The sequence below is a fragment of the Flavobacterium sp. NRK F7 genome, assembly GCF_024054195.1.
In the GTDB taxonomy this organism is placed as follows: Bacteria; Bacteroidota; Bacteroidia; order Flavobacteriales; family Flavobacteriaceae; genus Flavobacterium.
Genome location: NZ_JAMXLB010000001.1, coordinates 996,906 through 1,023,137 on the forward strand (window position 1 = coordinate 996,906; position 26,232 = coordinate 1,023,137).

General features: G+C 30.9%; 25 protein-coding genes. 12 read left to right on the forward strand and 13 right to left on the reverse strand.

Annotated elements, in window-relative coordinates:
• Window positions 1-132: 132 nt before the first annotated feature.
• Window positions 133-831, forward strand: coding sequence for a zinc metallopeptidase (locus NHF47_RS04215; RefSeq protein ID WP_252763765.1), 699 nt, complete (start codon window positions 133-135; stop codon window positions 829-831).
• Between the two features lie 70 nt (window positions 832-901).
• Here NHF47_RS04215 and NHF47_RS04220 read toward each other — a convergent pair whose 3' ends face one another.
• Both NHF47_RS04220 and NHF47_RS04225 read right to left on the reverse strand, forming a co-directional pair.
• A complete protein-coding gene (locus tag NHF47_RS04220) occupies window positions 902-1,372 on the reverse strand; it encodes an Lrp/AsnC family transcriptional regulator (RefSeq protein ID WP_252763766.1) in 471 nt (156 codons plus the stop codon).
• Window positions 1,373-1,458: 86 nt separating this feature from the next.
• Window positions 1,459-2,829: a saccharopine dehydrogenase family protein gene (locus NHF47_RS04225; protein ID WP_252763767.1), complete on the reverse strand. Its 1,371-nt coding sequence runs from the start codon at window positions 2,827-2,829 to the stop codon at window positions 1,459-1,461.
• Between the two features lie 236 nt (window positions 2,830-3,065).
• On the opposite strand from NHF47_RS04225, the gene NHF47_RS04230 reads away from it, so the two are divergent.
• Together NHF47_RS04230 and pckA are read left to right on the forward strand one after the other, a co-directional pair.
• A complete protein-coding gene (locus NHF47_RS04230; RefSeq protein ID WP_252763768.1) occupies window positions 3,066-3,449 on the forward strand; it encodes a DUF423 domain-containing protein in 384 nt (127 codons plus the stop codon).
• A gap of 71 nt (window positions 3,450-3,520) precedes the next feature.
• Entirely contained in the window at window positions 3,521-5,146 is a 1,626-nt protein-coding gene (gene pckA / locus NHF47_RS04235) for a phosphoenolpyruvate carboxykinase (ATP) (RefSeq protein ID WP_252763769.1), read from the forward strand.
• An 84-nt stretch (window positions 5,147-5,230) separates the two neighbouring features.
• Here pckA and NHF47_RS04240 read toward each other — a convergent pair whose 3' ends face one another.
• Window positions 5,231-5,989, reverse strand: a complete 759-nt coding sequence (locus tag NHF47_RS04240) for a uroporphyrinogen-III synthase (RefSeq protein ID WP_252763770.1) — start codon at window positions 5,987-5,989, stop codon at window positions 5,231-5,233.
• Between the two features lie 10 nt (window positions 5,990-5,999).
• The gene (locus NHF47_RS04245) at window positions 6,000-6,668 is read right to left on the reverse strand and encodes a DUF4271 domain-containing protein (protein ID WP_252763771.1); all 669 of its coding nucleotides are present in this window, start codon (window positions 6,666-6,668) and stop codon (window positions 6,000-6,002) included.
• 104 nt (window positions 6,669-6,772) lie between these two features.
• On the opposite strand from NHF47_RS04245, the gene NHF47_RS04250 reads away from it, so the two are divergent.
• The 3 genes from NHF47_RS04250 to NHF47_RS04260 are packed head-to-tail and all read left to right on the forward strand — an operon-like array spanning window position 6,773 to window position 9,275.
• Entirely contained in the window at window positions 6,773-7,498 is a 726-nt protein-coding gene (locus tag NHF47_RS04250) for a polyprenol monophosphomannose synthase (protein WP_252763772.1), read from the forward strand.
• Entirely contained in the window at window positions 7,498-8,847 is a 1,350-nt protein-coding gene (locus NHF47_RS04255; protein WP_252763773.1) for a dihydroorotase, read from the forward strand. Before NHF47_RS04250 ends, NHF47_RS04255 begins: the two co-directional genes overlap by 1 nt.
• On the forward strand, window positions 8,844-9,275 hold the full coding sequence (locus NHF47_RS04260; RefSeq protein ID WP_252763774.1) for a DUF4296 domain-containing protein: 432 nt from the start codon (window positions 8,844-8,846) through the stop codon (window positions 9,273-9,275). Before NHF47_RS04255 ends, NHF47_RS04260 begins: the two co-directional genes overlap by 4 nt.
• On the opposite strand, the gene NHF47_RS04265 is transcribed toward NHF47_RS04260, so the two are convergent.
• A complete protein-coding gene (locus NHF47_RS04265; protein WP_252763775.1) occupies window positions 9,229-10,221 on the reverse strand; it encodes an NAD-dependent epimerase/dehydratase family protein in 993 nt (330 codons plus the stop codon). The two genes, NHF47_RS04260 and NHF47_RS04265, sit on opposite strands and share 47 nt — an antisense overlap.
• Before the next feature lie 138 nt (window positions 10,222-10,359).
• On the opposite strand from NHF47_RS04265, the gene tyrS reads away from it, so the two are divergent.
• Window positions 10,360-11,667, forward strand: a complete 1,308-nt coding sequence (tyrS, locus tag NHF47_RS04270) for a tyrosine--tRNA ligase (RefSeq protein WP_252763776.1) — start codon at window positions 10,360-10,362, stop codon at window positions 11,665-11,667.
• Here tyrS and NHF47_RS04275 read toward each other — a convergent pair whose 3' ends face one another.
• The gene (locus NHF47_RS04275; protein WP_252763777.1) at window positions 11,668-12,648 is read right to left on the reverse strand and encodes an acyl transferase; all 981 of its coding nucleotides are present in this window, start codon (window positions 12,646-12,648) and stop codon (window positions 11,668-11,670) included.
• Window positions 12,649-12,808: 160 nt separating this feature from the next.
• Between NHF47_RS04275 and NHF47_RS04280 the strand changes: the two genes are divergently transcribed.
• Window positions 12,809-13,750 carry a methyltransferase domain-containing protein gene (locus tag NHF47_RS04280; protein ID WP_252763778.1) on the forward strand — a complete coding sequence of 314 codons (942 nt, stop codon included), beginning with the start codon at window positions 12,809-12,811 and terminating at the stop codon, window positions 13,748-13,750.
• A 74-nt stretch (window positions 13,751-13,824) separates the two neighbouring features.
• On the opposite strand, the gene NHF47_RS04285 is transcribed toward NHF47_RS04280, so the two are convergent.
• The 5 genes from NHF47_RS04285 to NHF47_RS04310 all read right to left on the reverse strand — a co-directional run bounded on the left by NHF47_RS04285 (window position 13,825) and on the right by NHF47_RS04310 (window position 20,997).
• Window positions 13,825-14,679, reverse strand: a complete 855-nt coding sequence (locus NHF47_RS04285) for a T9SS type A sorting domain-containing protein (protein WP_252763779.1) — start codon at window positions 14,677-14,679, stop codon at window positions 13,825-13,827.
• A gap of 104 nt (window positions 14,680-14,783) precedes the next feature.
• Window positions 14,784-15,131, reverse strand: a complete 348-nt coding sequence (locus NHF47_RS04290) for a T9SS type A sorting domain-containing protein (RefSeq protein WP_252763780.1) — start codon at window positions 15,129-15,131, stop codon at window positions 14,784-14,786.
• Window positions 15,132-15,252: 121 nt separating this feature from the next.
• A complete protein-coding gene (locus NHF47_RS17265) occupies window positions 15,253-16,755 on the reverse strand; it encodes a thrombospondin type 3 repeat-containing protein (RefSeq protein WP_308219255.1) in 1,503 nt (500 codons plus the stop codon).
• A 171-nt stretch (window positions 16,756-16,926) separates the two neighbouring features.
• Complete coding sequence (locus NHF47_RS04305; RefSeq protein WP_252763781.1) at window positions 16,927-18,072, reverse strand: hypothetical protein; 1,146 nt, start codon at window positions 18,070-18,072, stop codon at window positions 16,927-16,929.
• A gap of 147 nt (window positions 18,073-18,219) precedes the next feature.
• The gene (locus NHF47_RS04310) at window positions 18,220-20,997 is read right to left on the reverse strand and encodes a TonB-dependent receptor (protein WP_252763782.1); all 2,778 of its coding nucleotides are present in this window, start codon (window positions 20,995-20,997) and stop codon (window positions 18,220-18,222) included.
• Between the two features lie 176 nt (window positions 20,998-21,173).
• Here NHF47_RS04310 and NHF47_RS04315 point away from each other — a divergent pair, with 176 nt between their 5' ends.
• Window positions 21,174-21,857 (forward strand): response regulator transcription factor, encoded by a 684-nt coding sequence (locus tag NHF47_RS04315; RefSeq protein WP_140998441.1) that lies wholly within the window; start codon window positions 21,174-21,176, stop codon window positions 21,855-21,857.
• The gene (locus NHF47_RS04320) at window positions 21,857-22,897 is read left to right on the forward strand and encodes a cell wall metabolism sensor histidine kinase WalK (RefSeq protein ID WP_252763783.1); all 1,041 of its coding nucleotides are present in this window, start codon (window positions 21,857-21,859) and stop codon (window positions 22,895-22,897) included. The genes NHF47_RS04315 and NHF47_RS04320 overlap by 1 nt, the downstream gene beginning before the upstream one ends.
• Here NHF47_RS04320 and NHF47_RS04325 read toward each other — a convergent pair.
• Together NHF47_RS04325 and NHF47_RS04330 are read right to left on the reverse strand one after the other, a co-directional pair.
• Window positions 22,880-23,926, reverse strand: a complete 1,047-nt coding sequence (locus tag NHF47_RS04325) for a glycosyltransferase (protein ID WP_252763784.1) — start codon at window positions 23,924-23,926, stop codon at window positions 22,880-22,882. The genes NHF47_RS04320 and NHF47_RS04325 overlap by 18 nt on opposite strands.
• A 12-nt stretch (window positions 23,927-23,938) precedes the next feature.
• Window positions 23,939-24,760 (reverse strand): UDP-2,3-diacylglucosamine diphosphatase, encoded by an 822-nt coding sequence (locus tag NHF47_RS04330; RefSeq protein ID WP_140998438.1) that lies wholly within the window; start codon window positions 24,758-24,760, stop codon window positions 23,939-23,941.
• Between the two features lie 164 nt (window positions 24,761-24,924).
• On the opposite strand from NHF47_RS04330, the gene trmB reads away from it, so the two are divergent.
• Together trmB and NHF47_RS04340 are read left to right on the forward strand one after the other, a co-directional pair.
• The gene (trmB, locus tag NHF47_RS04335; RefSeq protein ID WP_252766056.1) at window positions 24,925-25,602 is read left to right on the forward strand and encodes a tRNA (guanosine(46)-N7)-methyltransferase TrmB; all 678 of its coding nucleotides are present in this window, start codon (window positions 24,925-24,927) and stop codon (window positions 25,600-25,602) included.
• Window positions 25,603-26,232, forward strand: coding sequence for a LysE family transporter (locus NHF47_RS04340; protein WP_252763785.1), 630 nt, complete (start codon window positions 25,603-25,605; stop codon window positions 26,230-26,232). It begins immediately after the preceding gene.

Genomic DNA, 26,232 nt, shown 5'->3' on the forward strand with positions numbered 1-26,232 from the left:
TTAAATTATAGCAAGATTTACCTTGATTAATGAGTTGATTATAAGTGCTTATGGTGTCAAAGTGTCATTTTTTAAAACTGGAATGTATTTTGATATTTAAATAGTGTTTTAAAGTTTAAAAAAAAATGTAATATGGATTTTACTTATTTGATATTAATTGGTGGTATTGCTCTTTTTAGTTGGTTGGTTAGCGCACAATTGAAAAGCAAATTTGCCTATTATTCTAAGGTGCATTTACGCAATGGAATGAGTGGTGCTGAAATTGCTGAAAAAATGTTATCTGATAATGGTATTTATGATGTTAAAGTGATTTCAACACCTGGTCAGTTAACGGATCATTATAACCCTATGAATAAAACCGTGAATTTAAGTGAAGCGGTTTATAACCAAAGAAATGCCGCCTCCGCAGCTGTTGCAGCTCATGAATGTGGTCATGCCGTTCAACATGCTCAAGCTTACAGTTGGTTAACAATGCGTTCTAAAATGGTTCCCATCGTAAATGTCTCTTCCAGTTTGTCACAATGGTTAATTATAGGAGGATTGATTTTAGGATTTGCTTCGAAAACAAGTATTGGTTTTTATGTAGCTGTGGCTGGTTTAATTTTAATGGCAATTGCCACAATGTTTAGTTTTATTACGTTGCCTGTTGAATATGATGCAAGTAACAGAGCTTTAAATTGGTTAAAAAGCAAAAATATGTTAACCCAACAAGAATATGCAGGTGCAGAAGATTCTTTAAAGTGGGCAGCAAGAACCTATGTTGTGGCTGCACTTGGAGCATTGGCATCACTTTTATATTGGGCGTATAGGATATTGGGTTCTAGAGACTAAAGTAAAGTTGCATATATAAAAACCCTAATTTCAGTATTGAAATAGGGTTTTTGTTTTTAACTATGCAACTTTAAAGCTGTATTTGCCTGTCTATTTGTTGTTCTAAAGAGATAAAAGTTTCTGTTCTAGAAACACCTTTAATGGCTTGAATTTTTTTATTTAATAACTGCATCAGGTGTTCATTATCTTTACAAATAATTTTAATTAAAATACTCCAGTTTCCTGTCGTATAATGACATTCTAAAACTTCAGGTATTTTTTTTAATTCTCTTACTGCGTCAGAATTACTGGAAGCTTTTTCTAAATAAACGCCTACAAAAGCCATTGTAGAATAGCCTAAAACCTTAATGTCTACAGTGAATTTAGATCCTGATATCACTCCGGCTTGTTCTAATTTTCTAAGTCTTTGATGGATGGCTGCTCCAGAAATACCGATTTTTTTTGCAATTTGTAAAATAGGTTTTCTAGCGTCTTCCATTAAATCGCGTAGAATTTCTTTATCAATTCCATCAATTTCAATTTGTAATTGATTTATCTTCATGTATGTTTTGTTTGTAAGTAATAGTTTGTAAATGCACTAATTTAGTAAATAAAACAAATTTTTTTATTTAAAATCGTTACTTTTTATTAGCTGCTCACATTTAAAGGATTGTAACCTAAGTAATCTACTTCCATTTCTTTGAAAATTACTCCATAATCTTCTAATTCGTCAAGAATAGGAGTGTAAATTTCTTTAGAAATAGGTAGTTGTACACCAGCTGTAGTAATTTCGCCATTTAATATTTTTACGGTTGCAATAGCAACTGGTAAGCCCACAGTCTTGGCCATAGCCGTATAGGTTTGATCATCTCCTATGCAAACCATTGTTGCATCTATTTGATGTTGATTCCCGTTTAGTTCGTATCCAAATTTATGATACATGACAATCATGTCTTTGTCTTGAGGTTCTAAAGTCCATTTTTCAGAAAGTATTTTCTCAAGGATTTGAGCAGGAGTTGCATTTTTTAAACCTACTTTTTTATTTCCGTTGAATAAATCCAATTCAAGTAATTTATCCCAAATGATATCATCTTGATCTATTTTTTGAGCGTGTCTCAATTTAATTTCAACTGTATCGGTTGGGTGATAAGGAAGGAAGGAATTCGTAAATTCTCTATAGGTCATTTCTTCTGAATTATCAATAGTATAAGAATCATCAGTCATACCTAATTGCACTAAAATATCCCATGCTCTAGAATATCCTACTCTTCGAATGGTACCTCTGTAAACTGTTAATGCATTTTCTAAACCATACACTTCTCTATATTTTAAAGAGTCTCTGTTGGCATAAGCCTCAAATCGTCCGAAACCTTCTACTTCTAAAAATTCAGTTCTTCTAAATAATTTATTGTAAGGTATATATTTGTATGTGCCTTCTTGAATGAATTTGGCAGCACCACCTTGACCTGCCAATACTACATTTCTAGGATTCCAAGTAAATTTATAATTCCATAAATTCGTATCACTTTCAGGAGCGACTAAACCACCACAAAAAGACTCGAATAAAATCATTTTTCCACCTTTTTCCCTTATTTGATCAATCACTTTCATAGCACTCATGTGATCAATACCAGGATCAAGTCCAATTTCATTCATGAAAACCAATCCTTTTTCCTTAGCTTCTTTGTCTAATTCTTGCATCGCTGGGCTAATGTAAGAAGCAGTAACCATATGTTTGTTATAGAATAAACAGTCTTTTGCTACCTCTAGGTGCATGAAAGCTGGAAGCATAGATACCACAATATCTGATTTTTGAATTTCGTCTTTTCGTTGTTCAGCATCCAATATGTCAAAAGCAATCGGTCTAGCATTTGGATGATTGTGGGTCTTCCTTTGTGCTAATTCAAGAGACAGGTCTGCAATGGTTATATGTAATTGTTCTTTTTCTGACTTTTCTAATAAGTATTTAATAAGTGATGATGCGCTTCTTCCTGCGCCAATAACTAATATGTTTCTCATGACTAATTTTTACAAAAATATCACACGAAGATAGTGAAATGTTATATTTATAAAAATTTTACCTTAAAATATATTCTAAAATGTATAAGATTTAACATTTTTAAGCTTTAGGAGGGTAACAAGTAAAATTGAATTCTAAGATTAATGATTATAGTTTTAATTGTTAGCGTATTTTATTTAATCTTTTTTAAATTGTAATTTCTGTATTAGTTACTATTTTTACTAAAAAAAAAGATATGGATAGAAAAATCCTTTTAATTGCGCTCATAATGGGGGCAGTAGCGATACTGTTAGGTGCTTTTGGTGCTCATGGTTTAAAGAAAATGCTAACCTTAGATCAGTTGAATACCTTCGAAGTTGGGGTACGATATCAAATTTATCATGCCTTATTTTTATTGTTTGTAGCTAATAATTCCTTATTAACACTAAAACAGAAAGGGATTGTTCTGTATTTAGTTGTCATTGGGGTAATTTTATTTTCAGGTTCAATTTATTTGCTATCGACCGCAAGTTTAACAGTATTAAAAACAAAGTTTATTGGTCCCTTAACACCTGTAGGAGGTTTGTTGCTAATTGCTTCATGGTTATATGTTTTTTATTGTGTTTTCACTAAAAAATAGCAATTCGTTCTTCTTTCTAAAATTAAATTTATAATTTTGCACTTTAAAACATACAACATAACTCATTTTTTATGAATAGCTACGCCCAAATTACGAAAACGATTTCGTTGGAAAAATATGGAATTAGAAACGCTTCACAAATTATTTACAACCCTTCGTATGAGTTTTTATACCAAGAAGAATTAAGTGAAGATTTAAAAGGATTTGAAAGAGGTCAATTGTCAGAGCTTGGAGCAGTGAATGTTATGACAGGAGAATTTACAGGTCGATCTCCAAAAGACAAGTATATTGTAAAAGATGAGGTAACCAAAGATTCTATTTGGTGGACTTCTGATAAAGCGGTAAATGATAATAAGCCTATTTCTACTGAAACTTGGAATGCGCTTAAAGAGACAACTGTAAATCAGTTATCAGAAAAAAAATTATATGTAGTTGATGCTTTTTGTGGAGCCAATGAAGACACGCGTTTAAAAGTACGCTTTATAATGGAAGTAGCTTGGCAAGCACATTTTGTTAAAAATATGTTTATTCGACCTACAGATGCTGAATTAGAAAATTTTGGTGAACCCGATTTTATTGTAATGAATGCGTCAAAAGCTTCTTTTAAAGATTTTGAAAAACATAATTTAAATTCTGAAGTATATGTAGCTTTTAATTTAACTGAAAAAATTCAGTTAATTGGAGGAACATGGTATGGTGGAGAAATGAAAAAAGGAATGTTTTCCATGATGAATTACTACTTGCCTTTACAAGGAATTGCATCTATGCACTGTTCTGCAAATAAAGGAAAAGAGGGAGATGTGGCTGTTTTCTTTGGTTTGTCTGGAACGGGTAAAACAACTCTTTCAACTGATCCTAAGAGAGAATTAATTGGTGATGATGAGCATGGCTGGGATAATGATGGTGTCTTTAATTTTGAAGGAGGTTGTTATGCAAAAACTATTGATTTAAGTGCTGCAAACGAGCCTGATATCTTTAAAGCGATTAAGAAAAATGCTTTACTAGAAAATGTAACCTTAGATGCAAATGGTAAAATTGATTTTGCTGATGGATCAGTAACTCAAAATACGCGTGTATCGTATCCAATTGAACACATTGAGAATATTGTTAAACCAGTATCTAAAGCAGGTCATGCTACCAAAGTAATTTTTCTTACAGCCGATGCTTTTGGAGTAATGCCTCCAGTATCTAAATTAACTCCTGAACAAACTAAATATTATTTCTTGTCTGGATTTACTGCAAAATTGGCAGGAACTGAGAGAGGCGTTACAGAACCACAGCCTACTTTTTCAGCTTGTTTTGGGAAAGCATTTTTATCTTTGCATCCTACTAAATATGGTGAAGAATTGGTGAAGAAAATGGAGGAGCACAATGCTACTGCTTACATGGTTAACACAGGATGGAATGGAACTGGGAAAAGAATTTCTATAAAAGATACTCGCGCAATTATAGATGCTATATTAGATGGTTCTATTGAAAAAGCGGAAACTAAAGTTATTCCAGTATTTAATTTTACTGTACCGGTGGCTTTGCATGATGTTGACTCTTCTATTCTAGATCCTAGAGAAACGTATGATGAAGTTTCAAAATGGGAAGTGAAGGCTAAAGATTTGGCTTCTAAATTTGTTAAAAACTTTGAACAGTATACAGATAATGAAGAAGGAAAACTATTGGTAAAAGCAGGTCCTACTTTATAAAAATATCAAATAATAAATATAAAAAAGGGTTCTAAAATTTTAGAACCCTTTTTTATATTTTATAATAACAAATATTTATTAGTATTATTTTCCTTTGTTAACTTCTGAAATATATTTTTCAAGTGCTCCAGTCATAGAAGGTGTTCCAGGAGAAGGAGCCATGATGTCTACTCTAAGGCCACTGTCAATAGCTTCTTTTTGAGTAGTAGTTCCAAATACTGCAATTCTTGTATTGTTTTGTTTAAAATCAGGGAAGTTTTTAAAAAGAGATTTAATTCCTGTTGGACTGAAAAAAGCCAGAACATCATAATATACATCTTTTAAATCAGATAAATCACTCATAACTGTTCTATAAAAAATAGCTGGAGTCCATGCTATTTTCAAACTATCTAAAGTTTGAGGAATGTCATAATTTAATTGATCAGATGCAGGTAATAAAAACTTTTCGTCTTTGTATTTTTTAATCAGTGGAGCTAAATCGACAAAATCTTTTTGTCCCACATAAATTTTCCTTTTTCGATACACTACATAACGTTGTAAGTAAAAAGCGACTGCTTCTGATTGACAAAAGTACCTCATATCTTCAGGAACTTTAAAGCGCATTTCTTCAGCAACTCTAAAAAAATGATCAACAGAATTTCTGCTTGTTAAAATAATCGCAGTAAAATTGTTTAAATCTATTTTTTGTGCTCTTATTTCTTTGGCAGGAACTCCTTCTACGTGGATAAAAGGTCTGAAGTCAACTTTAACTTTAAGTTTGTTTTGTAACTCAAAATAGGGAGAATTCTCTACTTTAGGCTCTGGTTGTGAAACCAAAATTGTTTTCACTTTTAAATTTGACATACGCTTTGTTCTAATTTTTTGTAATAAAATAATAGATAAAATAGTAAGGTGCTATTTCAAGGGTGCAAAGATATAAAATAAAATAAAATATTTTACGTAATACTAAATTTTGATAGATTTTTAGAGCAACAATATAGGTGGTTAAATTGGCTAAAAAGAGAATAACAATAATCATATAATAAATCCAGTTTTTATTCCATACAGGATTGTAAAAAAGGATAATGTTTATAGGTAAAAGTAAAAAGCCAAAATAAGTTCGATAACTCACTTTTAATAAGTTGAATTGTTCGTTAAATTCTTCAATTTTAAATGTAGTTGCAATAATTTTTTCAACTAAATATTTCGATAAAATAAAAACCGCTAGAAAAGTGAAAATTTGTACAAAAAGGATGCCTTCTTGAATTTTGGAATACTGAAATTGTTTCAAAAACAAAAGAATAAAAAAAGTTAAAGAAACCAACTGTATAAAAAACATAGAAATCGTAAAGCCACTTCTTAAATTACTAGTGTCTTTATAAATTTTTGTGTACTTGTCGGAAACTGCTAATTTAATAAACTCGGCAAAACGAGCTTGAAAAACATTCTTGTTAATACCAATGACAAGAAAGCTTAGGACAAATAAAATTGTTGCCCAGTCTTTAAAGTGAATAACTCTTTCGTGAAATTGAATTGCTGTCATTTGTGGCAAATTTACAAAAATTAACTTCAAATAATTATTATAAATTTATTAAGAGATAAACTTAATAAATAGTTTATTTTTGTAGTCGAAAATTAATTTAAGGGATGTTGAAGGCAATAGTAGTAATACCAACATACAATGAAATAGAAAACATAGATCAGATTATACATGCAGTATTTTCTTTGCAAACAGAATTTCATATTTTAATTGTAGATGATAATTCACCTGATGGAACATCAAAAAAAGTAGAAGATTTACAACAGCAATATAAAGAAAAACTTTTTCTATCTGTAAGAACTAAGAAATCTGGTTTAGGAACGGCTTATGTTCATGGTTTTAAATGGGCTTTATCTAAAGGGTATCAATATATTTTTGAAATGGATGCCGATTTTTCTCATAACCCTCAAGATTTAGAACGATTGTTGTTTGCTTGTGAGATGGAACAGGCTGATGTTGCCATTGGTTCTCGCTATTCAACAGGTGTAAATGTAGTAAATTGGCCTTTGAATCGAGTGCTAATGTCTTATTTTGCTTCTGTGTATGTAAAATTGATTACAGGAATGAAAATTCATGATGCAACTGCAGGCTTTATCTGTTACAGAAGAAATGTTTTGGAAAAAATTAATTTAGATAGAATAAAATTCATAGGTTATGCGTTTCAAATAGAAATGAAATACAGGGCTTATGTCCAAAAATTTAAAATAGTAGAAGTGCCAATTATTTTTACTGATAGAACTAAAGGACAATCAAAAATGAGCGGGTCTATCATAAGAGAAGCTGTGTTTGGAGTTGTTTTATTACGAATAAGAAAAATTTTTAACCAACTATAATGAGTACCTTTTTAATTAAAAATGCTAAAATTGTAAATGAAGGCGTGGTCTTTGAAGGAGATGTATTAATTGAAAATGAATTCATCAAAGAAATTGCGGAACAAATCAGTTTAAAATCCTCAGATTGTATTATTATTGATGCTGAAGGAAGTTATTTAATTCCAGGAGCTATAGATGATCAAGTTCATTTTAGAGAGCCAGGATTAACACACAAAGGAAATATAGAATCGGAGAGTAGAGCTGCTGTCGCAGGCGGAATAACGTCTTTTATCGAACAACCTAATACAGTTCCAAATGCAGTTACTCAGGAACTTTTAGAACAAAAATATGAAATTGCTGCTACTACTTCTTATGCGAACTATTCTTTTATGATGGGTGGTACCAATGATAATTTGGAAGAAGTATTAAAAACCAATCCTAGAAATGTAGCTGGAATAAAATTGTTTTTAGGTTCGTCTACTGGAAATATGTTAGTAGATAATCAAGATGTGCTTGAAAAGATTTTTTCTTCTACAAAAATGTTAATTGCAGTTCATTGCGAAGATGAAGGAACAATTAAAGCAAATTTAGAAAAATATAAAGAAGAATTTGGAGACGATATTCCAATGAAATATCATCCGTTAATAAGAAGCGCAGAAGCTTGTTATATTTCTTCTTCTAAAGCTATTGAGTTGGCAAAAAAAACAGGTGCAAGATTACATGTTTTTCATTTGTCAACGGCTAAAGAAATGGAATTATTTACCAACAAAATTCCATTAGAACAAAAACAAATTACTGCTGAAGTTTGTGTGCACCACCTATGGTTTAGTGATGAAGATTATGATACCAAGGGTTCCTTAATAAAATGGAATCCAGCTGTAAAAACCAAAGAGGATAGAGAAGTATTATGGCAAGCTTTATTAGATGATAAAATAGACGTAATAGCTACGGATCATGCACCGCATACATTAGAAGAAAAGATTAATCCTTACACGAGTTGTCCTTCTGGAGGGCCTTTGGTACAACATGCAGTTGTGGCTATGTTTGAAGCTTTTCATAAAGGTAAAATTTCAGTAGAAAAAATTGTAGAGAAAATGTGTCATAATCCTGCTAAAATTTTCAAGATTGAAAAAAGAGGTTTTATTAAAGAAGGGTATTATGCAGATTTAGCAATTGTTAATCCGCACTTGCCTTGGAATGTAAAAAAAGAAAATATTTTATACCATTGTGGTTGGTCTCCTTTTGAAGGTGCAACTTTTAAATCTAGAGTTACGCATACCTTTGTAAATGGTCGATTGGTTTATGCAAATGGGCGCAGTAAGGAAATAAAAGTGGGTAAAAGGTTGTTATTTGAAAGAGATGTAAAATGAAAAAAATAGTAGTATTAGTTGTTTTAGTTTTGTTTTCATGTGCCGAAAACCCAGTGCCTAAGCCAGAACGTTTGTTGTCGGAAGATACGATGGTTGATATTTTATATGATACAGCGTTATTACAGGCTTCTGAAGCTTATTTGCCAAATAAACTAACAGAAAACCAAATACGAATTAAAAATTATATTTATACCAAGTATGACTTAGATAGTACAACGTATTATCAAAATCAAAGGTATTATGCTGCTGATTTTAAAAAATATAAAAGGATGTATAAAAAGGTTTCCGACCGTTTGCAGCAAAGAAAGACAGAATTGGATACTTTGATGGCTCAAGAATTAAGAAACAGGCCTGAAAAACCAATCAATAAAAAAAGAGAGTTTAATAAGCCTTCGCTAAAGGAATTAGATAGTCTTTCATCTCAATAAAAGAATAGTTTAACACCGAATTAATTTTTTCATTACTGTATTCTTTTTTATTATGAGAAGCAATAGCAGTTAGTTTTGTAAATTTTCTTTTTCTTCCAGTAAGTTTTGAAATCAACCAATCCATTTTCCATGCCAGGTTTGTAAGGGTTTTATTAGCGTGAATAAATGGTTTTTTTACTTGCATCGCATCTGCAATCCAAAACAAAAGTTGTTCAAAGGTTGTATTTTCTGCTACAAGAATAAAACGTTGATTAAATTGTTTTTGCATCATTAACGAATACATAATTGAAACCACATCTTCAACAGCAATTATTCCGATTTTTCCTTTTGTATAAAAAGAAATACCTCTTTTTATTGCAGCAAAAAAACGATTGCTTTCATGTTCTGCAAATCCACTCCCAAAAATAATTCCAGGGTTTACCACAATACAATTTAAGCCTTCTTGTTGTCCTCTCCAAACTTCCATTTCAGCACCATATTTCGAGATAGCATAATCACTATGCAGTTTTTCTGGATTCCATTCTGTTTCTTCAGTAATGAGAAATTCATTTTCTTTTGCATCTCCTAACGCGGCTATCGAACTTACATAACAAAGTTGGTTTACTTTTTTGTCGATACAACAATTGATTACATTGGCAGTCCCTTCTATGTTAATTTTGCGAAGATTTTCTTCGTCTTTTGGGTCAAACGATATTAAAGCTGCACAATGATATACAGAAGTAACATTTTCAAAGACTATTTCTAGAGATGGAATATCGGTTAGATCCCCTTTAACCCAAATAATTTGTTCAAATAGTACTATTTTGTTTTTGGATAAAAAGAGTTGTTTTACCGTTTCAATTTTACTTTTGTCTCGGTATAATGCTTTTACTGTTTCATTTTTTGAAAGCAGTTGAAGTAATAAATGAGAGCCTACTAAGCCCGTTGCACCAGTAACTAGAATCATAGGGTAAATATAAAGAGATTGTTTGACTTTTGATAGGATGACTTTCAGAATATTTTTTTAAAATTTACCAAAATTTGGAATTTGGAATAGGAAGTTTGGTTTCTAAAATTGATATATTTGCGAAAATTAATTACAAAAATGAAGAATTTAGTAGAAGAATTAAGATGGAGAGGCCTTATTCATGATATGATGCCTGGAACTGAAGAACAACTGGTTAAAGAGTCTACCACTGTTTATATTGGCTTTGATCCTACCTCAGATTCTTTGCATATAGGGAGTTTAGTGCCTATCATTTTACTAATGCATTTGAGAAAGTTTGGTCATAAGCCTATTGCTTTAGTAGGTGGTGCAACAGGGATGATTGGCGATCCTTCTGGGAAATCAAATGAGCGCAATTTGTTAGATGAAGCTACACTAAATCATAATGTAGAAGGTATTAAGCGCGTTTTGTCTCGCTTTTTAGATTTCAATGCTACAGATGCTGCTGCTCCTATATTAGTAAATAATTATGACTGGATGAAAGATTTTTCATTCATTAATTTTGCAAGAGATGTGGGGAAACGTATTACGGTTAACTACATGATGGCAAAAGATTCTGTAAAGAAGCGTTTAAGTGGTGATGATGGCAGTGAAGGAATGAGTTTTACAGAGTTTACGTACCAATTAATTCAAGGTTACGATTTCTACCATTTAAATAAAGAATACAATTGTTTGTTGCAAATGGGAGGAAGTGACCAATGGGGAAATATTACAACAGGTACCGAATTGGTTCGTAGAATGAACGTGGACAATGAGGAGCGTTCCAAAGCCTATGCCATGACTTGTCCCTTAATTACTAAAGCAGATGGTTCTAAATTTGGAAAATCTGAAGGAGGTAATGTATGGTTAGATGCCGATAAAACCACGCCATATACTTTTTACCAATTTTGGTTAAATACTACCGATGTTGATGCAGAAAAATATATTAAAATTTTTACGTTTCTAGACCAAGATACAGTAGAAAAATTAATTGCTGAGCATAACGAAGCACCACATTTAAGAGTATTGCAAAAACGTTTGGCTGATGAATTAATGATATTGGTACACTCAAAAGAAGAACTTGAAAGAGCTATTGTTGCATCAAATGCTTTCTTTAGTAAAGATATGATAGAACTAAACAATATGTCTGAGGATGATTTGTTGAATATTTTTAAAGGTATAAAAATGGCTACTATTTCTAAAGCTGATTTTGATGCAGGTTTGGATATGGTTTCGGCTTTAGCAACTAAAACTAATTTTTTAGATTCAAATAGTGATGCTAGAAGAGAATTAAAGCAAAATTCAGTTTCTTTAAATAAAGTAAAAGTAAAAGAAGATAAGATTATTACGGCAGCAGATTTAATTAATAATCAATTCTTGTTATTGCAAAAAGGGAAGAAAAACTACTATGTAATAAGAGTGGTGTAATTATAAAACCATTAGATTACAACCTCTAATATCAGAATGATCAAAACGTCCCAGCACTTCGAAAGAATGGTTGGGATATTTTTTTCCCAAATCTTGAGTAGCAATAAACGAACACGAATTCACATTGGCTAAATCAATAACGTTAATTCCTCCTGTTTTTCCATTTGAAACATAGGATAAAGCATCCTCTGTGTCTCTGGTTAGGATTTGCATCCAAGGTGGACATTCGAAAATGCCATTTCCAAGTGAATACGCTTGCGATAGAAGCTCGGTCATACCGTATTCAGAATGTATAACAGGTACACCAAAACCGTGGCTTAAAATAGCGTGTAATTCTTCTCGAATCATTTCTTTTCGTTTTCCTTTCATACCACCCGTTTCCATAATGATGGTGTTTTTCAATTGAAAAGTATGTTTTTCTATTAAATCTAATAAAGCGTACGTTACACCAATTAAAATTACATTTTGTCCCGATTGATCTAAGGCAATCAATTTGGCAATCAATTCTTCATAATTATTCAAGTAAAAGCCTGAATCAGGGTGGTTGCTACTTTGGATTAAATCTTGAACCATATAAATTAAGGAAGACCCTTCGCGTTCTAAATAAGAAGGAAGTAAAGCTAAAACACAGTAATCTTCAATATTGCCATAAAATTCTGAAAAACCGTTACGGTAACTTTGTTCGTATAACGCAACGTCAGTTACGAAATGTTTGCTAGTTTGCATGCCTGTTGTTCCGCTACTAGTAAAAATTTCCTGAACAGGGTTGGTGGTGCTGATAATTTCATGACTTTTGAAAAACTGAATCGGTAAAAAGGGAATGTCTAGAATTGTTTTTACATTAGACTTGTCTTTATTGAGATAATTACAAAATTCTTGATATACTTTGTTGTTGTCATATTGGTAACGAAAAACTTTTAAGGTAAGTTTTTCAAATTCTCTTTTGCTTGAAATTGTAAATATATCCTCTGTGTGAATCATAATGAATTGCGGAAACTATTTCGATTTCCAATAGATGCAAAAATATAAAATAAAAAAAGTATAATAATAACTTAAAGATTTTAAATAAGTATGATTTTAATAAACATATAAATGATAAGGTTGTAATAAATTATTTAAGATTGATGCTTATATTTGAGTTATGAATTGGAAAATCAAGGCTAGTCTTCAAAAATTTTTATCTTTTACTCGTTTAGGGGATAAACTAAATCACATACCAGTAACTTTAAGTAAAGAGTATCATAAAAATGTTTTTAAATACCAAAGTTGGGAGGCAGTTAGAAGATTTGATTATTGTGGCGCTGAATTTTTAAAAAAAGAGAGGGTTGCTTTAGAAATAGGTACAGGATATTCACTTATATCAGCAATAACACTTTATTTATTAGGTTTTAAAAAGATTATAACTGTAGATATTTCACCCGACGTAGTTTTTTCAAATTTTAAAAAACAATCCCAATACTTAAATGATGAAGCGTTTATAAATGCAATTTTAACGAGAAGTATTTATAATAAGGAAACACTTTTGCAAAAAATGGAAACAATATCTAATGTAAAAGATTTAAAAAGTCTTTTTGAAAAATTAAACATAATTTATCTGGCGCCCTATCAGTTTGAAGATATTGAAAAGTACCAACAATCATTTGATTATATTACTTCTCAGGTAGTTTTTGAACATATATCTCCCGAAATTTTAGATTCTCTTTTTAAAAAAATGAAAAATTGGCTGGTTCCAGATGGATTTTCGATTCACACAATTAATTTTATTGATCATTTTGCTAATCCTGGCTTTTTTCAAGATAAAACAATTTCCGAGTTTAACTTTTTAAAGTATTCGAATGCATACTGGCAATTCTGGGCAGGAAATTCCATTGCATATGTAAATAGGCTTTCTTATATCTATTATTTAGAATTGGCTAAGAAATATGGTTTTTTAGTTGATTTTAGGGGTGAAAATTATAGAGAAAGAGTTTTGTTAGATGAGAGATTTATACATGCTGATGTTGTTGCAAAATACGCTTGTAAAGTTAATCTTACTGATTTAACAAAATACCAAAGAGGAACGTTACTACTTACAAAATCATAAAAAAAAACACCAACATTATGTTGGTGTTTTTGATTTTTTGAAATTCTGAATTTATTTCAGAATGACATTAATTATTATTTTACTACTAACTTTCTAGTAGCTGTTTTTCCTTCTTCTGTGATTTTTACAATGTAAATACCAGCTTTTAGGTTACCTGTATTAAAAGTGTTGTTTGTTACGTTTCCTTTTACCACTTCTTTACCTAATACATCATATACTTGAACAGTCATTGCAGCATTCGCATTTGATGAGAAGTTTAAGGTGTTACCTGTTAACGGGTTTGGATACATTTTTAAACCATCAATAGCATTAAAAGACTTAGTTGAAAGAGTAAAAGTTCCAAGTGCTACTATAGACTGCAATTGAGTACCTCCAGTACAAGTTCCTGAACCCGTATCAAATAAATTAATAGCCCCAAAAGTCCAGTTAGCTTCTGTAAAACCAGCATCAGGTCCAGTTCCATTATTTCTAATTGCATAAGTGTCTAACCATTCCCAAGAAGTTCCTGTTCCGTCAACATCAGTTACTCCAAATTGGTCAATAACAGCAGTTGTAGCCGTGTTAATAATTCTGATTCTGTCATCACCGTTAAGGTTCATTACGGCATTTTCAATTGAATTTGAAGCTGTAATGCTTGGGAACTCAGTTGTAGCAATAGCTGTATTACCACCAGTTTGGATAATATATACATACTCATCTGTTCTAGTACCTAGTGGAGTTAAGTCTAAAGTAGCTCCCCAAGTTGTATTAGCATTTGTTTGATTTTGTGCTGAATAAAGTGAGAAATCAACAGTTCCGTTAGCGTATATTTCACAAACTTTTGGATATCCTCCAGTACATGGTCCATCAATCATTGCAGTTATTATTGGGGATTGCCCAAATGTTAAGGAAGTTCCTAATAATAAAGATAAAAAGTAAAGTTTTTTCATTTTTTTATGTTTTTAAATGTCTACAAATATAGCAAGTATTTTCTGTTTTATAAAAATAGCCAATGTAAAATTACAGTTAAATAAAATTAAAGAGTTTTCGTTAACTAGTTGATAATTAACTTTCGTGTGGCTGAAGCTTCGCCTTCTTTGACTTTTACAATATACACACCTGTATTTAGGGCACTAATGTTTACTTCTTTTGTAGTTACAACGGCTTCAAACACTTTTTTACCTAATACATCAAAAATTTCGACTTTCTTTTCTAAGCCCAATTTAGAAGTGATGTAAATTTTTCCACTATTCACTGGATTAGGATAAATAGTAAGCCCCTCAATGTTTGGGTCTTGAGTTGAAGTAGTACTTGAGGCAGTAGGTTTATTGTTCTGAGAGATACTATCTACAGAAAATAAAAGGGTACTAATAAGAATTATATAAAAGTATTTTTTTATCACTCGCATTATTTTAAAAAGTAAATATAAACAATTTTTTTATTGCAATAACAATGCCAAATAAAAAATCCCTCAATTGAGGGATTTTTAACTTTTATTATAGAAAAATTCTAATCTGTATAAACTATCTTGATATTTTTCTAGTTTCTGTTGGAGTCTTTATAATATATAATCCTGTTGGAAGCATTTTAATAATTTCGTTTTCTTGTTCATTAGTAATAATACTTTTCATTAAAACTTTTTGACCACTAAAATCATAAATTTCTAAGGAATATGGTTTATCAACACTATATAAACTATTTTTTTCTAAAATAAGTCCTTTATTCGATGATGAAGAATAACTGTAAGGAACAGCAAATGCATTTCCAAATGTTGTTGCAGTAATCATTAAGAATCCTCCTTGAGTATAAACATTACATTGTCCCATTTTGCCATCGTAAATCTGTACGTTCCTAACAGAATTTAATGTTTGATTTGCTGCCAAATTTACTGTTAAATTAGCACTACCGCCTCCTGTATTAAAACAGTCTGAATTATTTCCTGAAGAATTCATAATATTATCTATAGATTCAGCTATAAGCCATTGAATCTGACTTTGTGTTTGTCCACCTATGTTTTTTATTTCGATTTCTAAATCATAAGAATTACCATTATTTAGATTCGCTATACTGTTACTTACAGAAGAGTCATAAACAACAGTTGCTCCATTTTTTTTTATTTTTACTTTTGTAATTATAATATTTGCAGGAGTTGTACTTGGACAACCGTTATTTGAAGCAGGACCGGGTTGAGTTGGGCAATTATCTGAACTATTTGGAACGCCATCGTCATCTTTATCATTATCACAAACGTCGCCAATTCCATCACCATCAATATCTGATTGATTTGCATTTGAGTTGGAAGGACAATTGTCACAAACATCTCCTTTACCATCTCCATCTGTATCCAACTGGTTTGGATTATAGGTAGTTTTGCAATTGTCAATACTATCTTCGATACCGTCGTTATCGGCATCACAGAAAGGTGTCTGTAAAATATAATTGTTCTCAAAATTTGAATCTGTATCAGATGCAGGGCCAGATAATTTACTAACTATATATAAATATTTCACAATACTTTCATCTGTAAACTTATATAGTTTATTTATTTGTAATGGATCTGTAGAAGTTTGTGAAAGAACATTAATTCTATAATTATTACCGCTTGTAGACGCCATTGATGAGCATACTAGATTTGTTGCAGTAGAATAATTATTTCCTAGGTCTCTCACATTATAGCCTGTTTCATAGGTACAAGTAATATTTTGTAATTCAAAGTTACTTAGGTCACTAGAATCTCTATCATTATCAATATTTGTATTTTTACTTACAACATACAAGTAATAGGTAATATTTTCATTTGTGTATTTATAAAGCTTATTGGTTTGTAAAGGATTTGAGGTTGTTGATACGACATTAACTCTGAAACTAAAACCATTTGATGATGCATTTGGTAAACAAAATTGATTAGAAGCTTGTGAATAGTTGCTTCCAAAGTTGCGAGTAGTATAAGTTGTAATTATTGATTGAGCATTTGCAGAAAAAGCGACTATAAAAAAGAACAGCAAAAATAGGATTGTTTTTTTCATGAATTTTAATTTTAATTGTTTCAGTGAAATTATAATATATTACTAGTTTTAAAGTATAGTTACCGTTATCAAATTATGATTAAATTTCTATAGTTATTCTTTTGAATAAGATTAGATTATAAAGCAAAAAATCCCTCAATTGAGGGATTTTTAACTTTTATTATAGAAAAATTATAGACCGATTGTCCATCCAGTTGTCCAAGCTGGAGCAGTTGCGCTATTACCTGCACCTGTGTTAGCCCCTACAGTTATGTAAGTCGTATTCGTACCTGCATATTCTGATTGAGTAGTAACTGTAGCTCCAAAATAAACAGGGTTGAAAATAACGTGGTTGTTATCTACATTTGCATTAGAAACTGCATCTGTTGTTGCATCTTTAATTTTAAAACCTTTAGTGAAACCATCAATATAGATGTTTTGACAATTCCAGTATCCTGTACCTTCTTTTAAATACATACCATGCTCAGAACCAGCTAAAGAACCTTTTAAAATAGTAAAGTTTTTTAATGTTGCATTTGTTCTTGGTGTTGCATCAAAATTATCTCCATTGTTTGAACCTTCTACACCTGCTTTTTCGATATCTTTAATGAAAACATTTTCGAAAGATCCTGTAAAACCGTCAGCAAAATCTAATCCATCGTCTTGTGCGTTAACAATAACTAAGTTTTTAGCATTAACTGCACCTCCAAAAAATTCAATTCCATCGTCTCCACTCATATAAGCTTCAACGTTTTCAAATACAGTTCCTGAACCTACTGCAAATAAAGAAACTCCATTAAATTCTTTATCACTAGAGAAAGCAGCACCTGTATACTCTACTCTTAAATAACGAATTACACCTGAACTATCGTTGTTGTCTGAACCACCATACGTTAAGTTAGAAACTTCTGCTAAAGCAGACTGACCTGTAGAACCACCTTTGTTAGTGTAGGCTTTACCACAAATTACTAATCCACCCCAGTCACTTTGATTTGGAGAACTATTAGCACTAGTCATGATTACTGGGTTACTTGCAGTACCATTTACATAAATATAAGCACCTTGTGAAATAGCAATGTATGCAGAAGTACCTCCTGATGCCTCAACTCTTGTTCCTGCAGGGAAAGTTACAGAAGCTCCATTTTCTACTACGAATGGTCCTGTTAATTTATAAGTTATTGAAGGATCTAATGTTAACGTTTGTCCTGATTTTAAAGTTCCTTGGAAATTTGTAGGATCAATTGTTACAACATTTGTGTTATCATCTTCATTATCTCTTGAACAAGATGATAGTGTTAAAGCTGCAATCGTTAAAGCAGATAATAATAATTTTTTCATTTTAGATTGTGTTATTTTATTTTAATAGGGCAAATTTAACTATAGTATGCTAGGAGAGTTTTACCTAAAGGTTATGAGTTTATTAATAAAAAAAAGGCTGTTTTAGTAAAAAAACAGCCTAATCTTTATTTATTGTTAATTTATTGTTTAGAATTCATATTTCAATGAAAAACCAAAATTTCTTCCTTTTTTGTATTCTGAAATAGTAACATCTTGTGTTTCTTGAACTCTTTTAATAGATGGATTGTTTATGTTTTTGAAACTTAAGCCTAATCCTAAATTTTTATTAACTTTATATTTTAAGATTAAATCAGAAGTGATTACCGCTTTGTCTACAATGTTTCCTTTGTAGTTAGTTCCTAAAGCATAAATACGATCTGAGAAATAACCTGCGGTAAATGTTGCGGTAAATGCTCTGTCATTAGACATGTTTTTGTTGAAACTTACATCACCATTAACTAATAAATCTGATGCCCCAGTTAAAGCACTTTCATCATACGTAAAGAATGCATTGATAAATCCTTTTGTCTCTTTGAAAACTTTGTCTTTGTTTAAATCTTGGTTTGTATATAAATAAGAGATGTTTAATCCTCCACTGAAACTTTCACTTGTGTTCTCCGTGTTGTTTTCTATTTGATAAAAGAATTTTCTTATTTCTATTTCTGCTCCAAGACCTATCGCTTTATCACCTGAGTTAATCCATGAAATATCATTTGAAGCGGAAGCAACTGTTGTTTCGTTAATTGGGTTTTGTATGTATTTACCAAATCCTGTTAGAGAGAAAACTTCTCCATTTTTTGGAAAATATTCCCATTTTATATCAAAATTATAATCGGTTGAGTTGTATAAATATGGGTTACCAAAATAAGCTTGACCAACTTCTTCATATAAGAAAGGAGCTCTTTCTTTAAACTGAGGTAAAGTATATGTTTTACTAGCTGCTAACTTGATGTTTTGTTTTTCAGTTAACTCATATTTCGCTGCTAACGATGGTAAATACTCCATGGTATCGAATAATTTTTTAGTCTTAGTTGGTATAAGAGTCGTAAAATATTCGATATCTTGAATGATATATTCTGCTCTAAAAGCTACATTCACAAATAACTTTTGTGTAAACTGATATTCTAAAGCACCATAACCAGCAGAGATAATCTGTTGACCATTATAGTTTTGAGGTTTGTATCCATTTGGAGAATTAACATCTCCAAATAAAGTACTCAATGTAAATAAACCAGCATTGTAATTATTTTGATTGAAATACGCATCAATGTTATTTACATCAATGTTTGGTTGCGTTACTTCGTTTACAGGTTTCATGTTGTACTGAATAGCATTAAAGTCGATTGTTTTGTATCTACCGCTATAACCTGCAATAAGCTTACCTTTATAATTGTCTTCTGAATCTTTTTTGAATTTATAAGTAGCACTAAAGTTTCCTGCTACTTCATCATCTGTCATTTCTTGATAATATCTATTGTTGTCAGCTTTGTTATAGTTAGATGGAACTAAACCTTGTGATAAATCGTCATCATTTCTTGGTATAAATGTATTTTGCATTCTGTCAGGAATTACATTTGTCATCATATTATATGATAATCCCCAGTTTACATCTATTCTTTCATTCAATAATTTATGTTCTCCTAATAATTGGTTTACCCAAAGACTAGTTCTGTCAAATGTTGATCTTCTTAAAAACCCTCCACCATTTGGAGCTCTGTCAAAAACATTCAAAGTTCCAGTATATTCACTATGATCTTGGCTTGAAGAGTTAATATACATTGAATTCGCTTTAAATAAGTTTTTATTATTTACTTTATATACTAAGTTTAATAAGCCATTAGTATTGGTAGAATAGCTGTAAGAATTTTGAAATAAATCAACTACTTTAGTTCCATCTTGAGTAATTGAACCTCTTCTAACACCTTCTTTATACGAATAAGCATTGTCAAAAGATCCATTTACAAAGAAACTGAATTTACTGTTTTCTCCAATTGCATAAGAATCTCCACCTCTAACATAGTATGAAGAATTAATTGGAGTTGCAGCTTGTTTATCCCAACTTGTTGAAAAATTATAATTGGCTAAACCATTCGCAGGTTCATTAACCTTACTAAAACCAGTAAAGTTTGGTCCATCTTGTAAATAAAATTTATCTTGACTGATTGCGTTTGAGTTAACACTAAATCCTGAACCAACTTCTAGCATTCCTGAACCAGTATAGTTTTTAGAAACGATATCCACATTTGCACCCGCAAAGTCTCCATAATTTTTGTAATTATAGGTTTTGTCAATACCAATATACTCTACAATGTCAGTTGAAAATAAATCAAGTGAAATGTTTTTTGTAGAAGGATTGTTAGATGGTAAAGGAAGTCCGTTTAAAGTAGTCATGTTATATCGGTCACCTAAGCCTCTTACATAAATACCACTTGAACTTTCTGATTTTGAAATACCTGTTGTTTTTGCAACAGCTGCGGCTACATCGCTAATTCCTTTTTTAGAAATTTCTTCAGCACCAATAGCTTGTTTGATTTCTACAGCTTTTTGTTGTTCTTGTAATAAAGCAGTTTCACTTTCTTTAGTAACAGTATGTGTAATTACAACATCTGCTAACTGTACGCCACTTGCAGCTAAGGTATAGTTGATTACTTTTTTTTCACCTGCTTTTATAGTGAAAGGAATTTCTTTAGTTTCATAACCTAAATAACCAATTTCTAAAGTATAACTTCCTGGTTTTACAGATAAGCTATATTTTCCATTATCATCTGTTGATGTTCCAATGGTTGTGCCTTTGATAAGCACATTGGCAAAAGGAAGAGGTTCGTTGTTGTATTCTTTGTCAGTGATTACTCCGCTTACGGTTCCATTCTGTGAAAATGTTAACGTAGTTAATAGCAAAAAGCCTAGTAAAAATTTTAGTTTCATCGTGTTGTTGAATTTTGGTGCAAAGGAACTCCAAGTAAGTTACTAGACTGTTACTGGGTAATTATAAAAATGTTTCTACAAGGTTAAGGAAATGTAAAGTCATTAAATTATTGTTAAGAGCTTGAATCTTTTTATATTATCTTTACCTTTACGACTACGAAACAAGCAAATTTTTTATGAAAAAAAAGGAAATTAAGATATTATTAGTTGATGATGAACCAGATATCTTAGAGATAGTGGGTTACAACTTGTCCCAAGAAGGCTATCAAATTGTTACAGCTACCAATGGAAAAGAAGCTATAACCAAGGCAAAAAAAGAATTACCTCATTTGATTATAATGGATGTCATGATGCCTGAAATGGATGGAATTGAAGCTTGTGAGAACATTCGAAAATTTCCAGAATTAGAGCATACCATCATCACTTTTTTAACGGCTCGTTCAGAAGATTATTCGCAAGTGGCAGGTTTTGATGCAGGTGCGGATGATTATATTGCGAAACCTATTAAGCCAAAGATTTTAGTAAGCAAAGTAAAAGCACTTTTAAGAAGATTGAAAGACGATTCTAATGCTACAGATACCTTACGTTTAGGGAATATTGAGATTAATCGGGAAGAATATAAAATTATTCGTCAGGATGAAGAGATTGTTTTACCAAGAAAAGAATTTGAACTTTTTTATTTATTAGCTACAAAACCTGGAAAAGTCTTTACAAGAGAAGAGATTTTGGATAAAGTTTGGGGCAATGAAGTAGTAGTAGGCGGTAGGACTATAGATGTACATATTCGTAAATTAAGAGAAAAAATCGGTGATGATTTTTTTAAAACAATTAAAGGTGTGGGGTATAAGGTAGAATTTTAATGGTTATTAATTTTAAAAAATCATATAAATTTGCGATTAAGTCTTCGACTTATATCACACTCTTCTCATCGGGAGTTTTATTCCTTTTTAATCATTTTTTATTAAAAAGCAATCCTTTATTTGTACTTTTTTTTGCTATCATTCTTTTCTTCTTCTCCTTTTTTGTTTTGCAATATCGCGTGGAACGTTTTATCTACAGAAGAGTAAAAAAAATATACGATGATGTGTCGCTTCTTGAAAATGCTTCGTTTAGAAATCAGCCTGTAACTACAGATATGGCAACGCTAACTAGGGAAGTTCAGAAATTTGCTAGAGATAAAAAATTAGAGATTGAAACCTTAAAAATTAGAGAAGAATACCGAAGAGAGTTTTTAGGAAATGTGTCTCATGAATTGAAAACACCTCTTTTTACCGTTCAAGGCTATTTACTTACGTTGCTAGATGGCGCAATGGACGATAAAAATATTCGTAAAAAATATTTGCAAAGAGCCGAAAAAGGTGTAGAACGGTTAATTTATATTGTGAAAGATTTGGATATGATTACCAAATTAGAAACAGGAGATTTAAATTTAGAACTTACAGAATTCAATATAGTAGAAGTAATTCAAAATGTATTTGAATTATTAGAAATGCGAGCTTCTAAAAAGAATATATCGCTAACTTTTGATGCTCTTTACAAACCTGTTAAAGTAATTGCAGATCAAGAAAAAATACAACAAGTGGTTACTAATCTCGTAATGAACTCTATTAAGTATGGAAAACAAGGAGGAACTACTGAAGTGAGTATTGAAGATTTAGTAAATAACAAAGTAATTGTGCGAATTACAGATAATGGCGAAGGTATTGAAAAACAACATATTCCAAGGCTGTTTGAAAGGTTTTATAGAGTTGATAAAAGTGGTGCTAGAAGTGAAGGTGGTTCAGGTTTAGGTTTAGCAATTGTAAAACATATTATCGAAGGGCATAAAGAAAAAATTTATGTTGAAAGTCAGTATGGGATTGGTTCCGAATTTTCATTTACTCTAGAAAAGACGAAATAGTTTCTTCCAGCTAACGTCTGTGGTATAGTTGCTAAACCCCCTATACAAATCAATTTTGTTTAGCTTAGAAAGATCAAAACTTTCTTGCTTACAACTAGGCGCAATTCCTTCTTTTTTAAATTTTTTAGCTAAATATTCTTGTTCATATTGTCCTGGAGTGGGTATAAAAAAAGCTTTTTTTTCTAATTGCGCTAAATCCATTACGGTAGTATATCCAGATCGCGTTAAAATTTTATCACTTTCATTAAAAGCAGTTTCAATTTGTTCGCTTGTCATAAAATTATAGTACGTAATATTTTTTACTTCTTCTATTTTTTGTTCAGCTTCAACAATACCTTTAATAAAAAGAATTTTGTCTTTAGACTTTTTTAATTCTAGGATTAACTTTTCTTCCAGTAACGTTCTTTGAGGCTCTGGCCCAGAAAGGATAATCATCAAATCGTATTTGTTTGGCGAATTTTTTTTATACAATCGACTTAGAGGTCCAATGTATTTGATGTTTTTAAAAGGTTCTTCTAAATGGCCTAAATCTCCAGATAAATTAGGTCCTTTTTCTTTATCAGGAACCCAACATTCATTAAATTTTTTTATAAAATAATGATGCAATTTAGTGGTTAACCAAGTAGTGTTTCCTGTTAAAACATTCAGTTGGTGTGTAATGAAAACAGAAGGTATTTTCGTAGCATAAACACCTAAACGATTATCAGAGATAATGCCTTCAATATCGTATTTTTCAATTAGTTTTTGAGTTATTTTTCTTTCGTCCCTAATCGCTTTAAAAATATGAGGGAGTTGGGAAATTAATTTTAATTTAAAATTCTTTCCTTTTTCAGCATAGGTAATATTGTAAGAAGGAAGTGTAATGCTGTTCAAATGTGGAAACTCTTTTTTTAATAATTCAAGAGAAACACCATCTGAAGCAATAATGGGCTCAAAATTATTCTTTTCTAAGGCTCTGATAATAGGGATGCATCTCGTTGCATGGCCGAGACCCCAATTGAGCGGAGCGATAAGAATTCTTTTAGGCATTTATTTGTTGTATTATTTTTTTAAAACCGAAATAAATTGTTCGGCCAATTGATTTTCATAATCAAAATAAACATCATCTGTGAGATATTCATATTGAGGTTTGTATTTATACAGTTTCCACTTTTTCTTATTGTATTCTAAAGCAGTCAGGTTTTCTATCCAATCTCCTGAATTAAGATAGGTAGTGGAACCTTTTGCATTCGCAATTGTTTCAATCTTTGGTTCATGAATGTGACCGCAAATTACATATTTATATTGATTTTCAATCGCTAATTCGGTACAGACGTTTTCAAAATTAGTAATAAACTTTACAGCCGATTTTACATTGTTCTTGATTTTTTTAGAAAGGGAATAAGGCTCACGATTTAATTTTACTAAGATCCAATTTAAAAAACGATTAATTAAAATCAATAAATCGTATCCCCAACCACCTAATTTAGCTAGCCATTTGGCATGCGTAATGGAAGAGTCGAAAACATCACCATGAAATATCCATGCTTTTTCTCCATCCAATTCAAGAACTAGTTTATTTAATAAGTGAAGATTTCCTAGATGTAAATCTGTGAATTTTCTTAAAAACTCATCATGATTTCCAGTTAAATAATACACTTTTGTACCATTGGAACTTAATGAAATGATTTTTTTGATGACTTTAAGATGACTTGCTGGAAAATACGATTTTCTAAATTGCCAAATATCAATAATATCTCCATTTAAAATTAACGTCTTAGGTTTAATGGAGCCTAAATATTCCAATAGTTCTTTTGCATGACAGCCATACGTGCCAAGATGAACATCAGAAATGACAACAAGTTCTACTTTTCGTTTCTTCATTTTTTCACAATAAATAGTGTCTATATTGTTGAATAAAAGTGGATTGCTTTTTGTTTCAATACAGATTATATCCTACAAAAAAAGAAATTTTAACTTTAATTAAAGTTAATCAATCATTATCAAAACTTTATTTCATTAATTTTGCCAATAAATTAAATTATAAAGTGGGAAGTAAAAATAAACTGAAGCGATTTAAAGAGAATGAAACTTTTGCAAATGTTTTTCAGCCAACAAGGGAGGAAGTTGTTTCTAATAACTTTGCTTTAAAAGGAAAATGGAATACTGATTTTTTTAAAAATACAAATCCGATAGTTTTAGAATTAGGTTGTGGAAAAGGAGAATATTCTATAGGTTTGGCAGAACAATATCCGAATAAAAATTTTATTGGAATTGATATTAAGGGTGCACGTTTTTGGAGAGGTGCAAAGACTGCAGTAGAATCAGGAATGAATAATGTTTGTTTTTTAAGAACCCAAATTGAGTTAATTGAACATTGTTTTAATGAAAATGAAGTGGATGAAATTTGGATTACTTTTCCAGATCCGCAAATCAAATATAAACGTACCAAGCACAGAATGACCAATTCTGAGTTTTTAAAACGATATAAAAAAATTTTAAAACCGAATGGCATTATGCATCTTAAAACGGATAGTGAGTTTATGCATGGATATACTTTAGGATTGCTGCATGGAGAAGGTCATGAAGTGTTGTATGCCAATCATAATGTATACAAGAATGAAGGAGCTCCTCATGAAGTTACGAAAATTCAAACGTTCTACGAGAGTCAGTATTTAGAACAAAACAAACCCATTACCTATATTCAATTTAAGATTAAACCATAAATGGAATATTTAATCTCTTTATTATTAGGCTTTTTTATTGCTTTCATTGGAATTATTCCACCTGGAATGTTGAACATGATGGTTGCAAAGCTTAGTGTAAATGAAACCAAAAAAGCAGGGCTCTTATTTGGATATGGTGCTGCATTTATTGTAATGATACAATGTTTTGTGGGCTTGTATTTTGCAAAATTTTTAGAAAGCCACCCCGTAGTAAGTGAGAATCTTAAAAAGTTTGCGGTATTTATTTTTATTATTTTAACCGTTGTTTTTATTTATAATGGCTTAAAAAAACCAAAACCGCCTAAAGAAGAAGTAACCATAAAGAGTAAAAAAAATAGGTTTTTATATGGTGTAGTACTGTCTTCTTTTAACATGTTTGCCATTCCGTATTATGTTTTTGCTAGTTTAACCTTGTCTTCTAAAAATATTTTTGATTTTTCTCCTCTTGCGAATTTCTGTTTTGTGATTGGTGCTGGATTAGGAACGTTATTGGTTTTTTATATTTATGCAGCTGTTTTTAGAAAAATAGAAGATAAAGTTGGGTTTTTAATAAAAAACATTAATTTTATAATTGCTGCCATAACAGGCATCGTAGCAATTTCTTCTTTATATAAATTAGTTGCTTCTTAA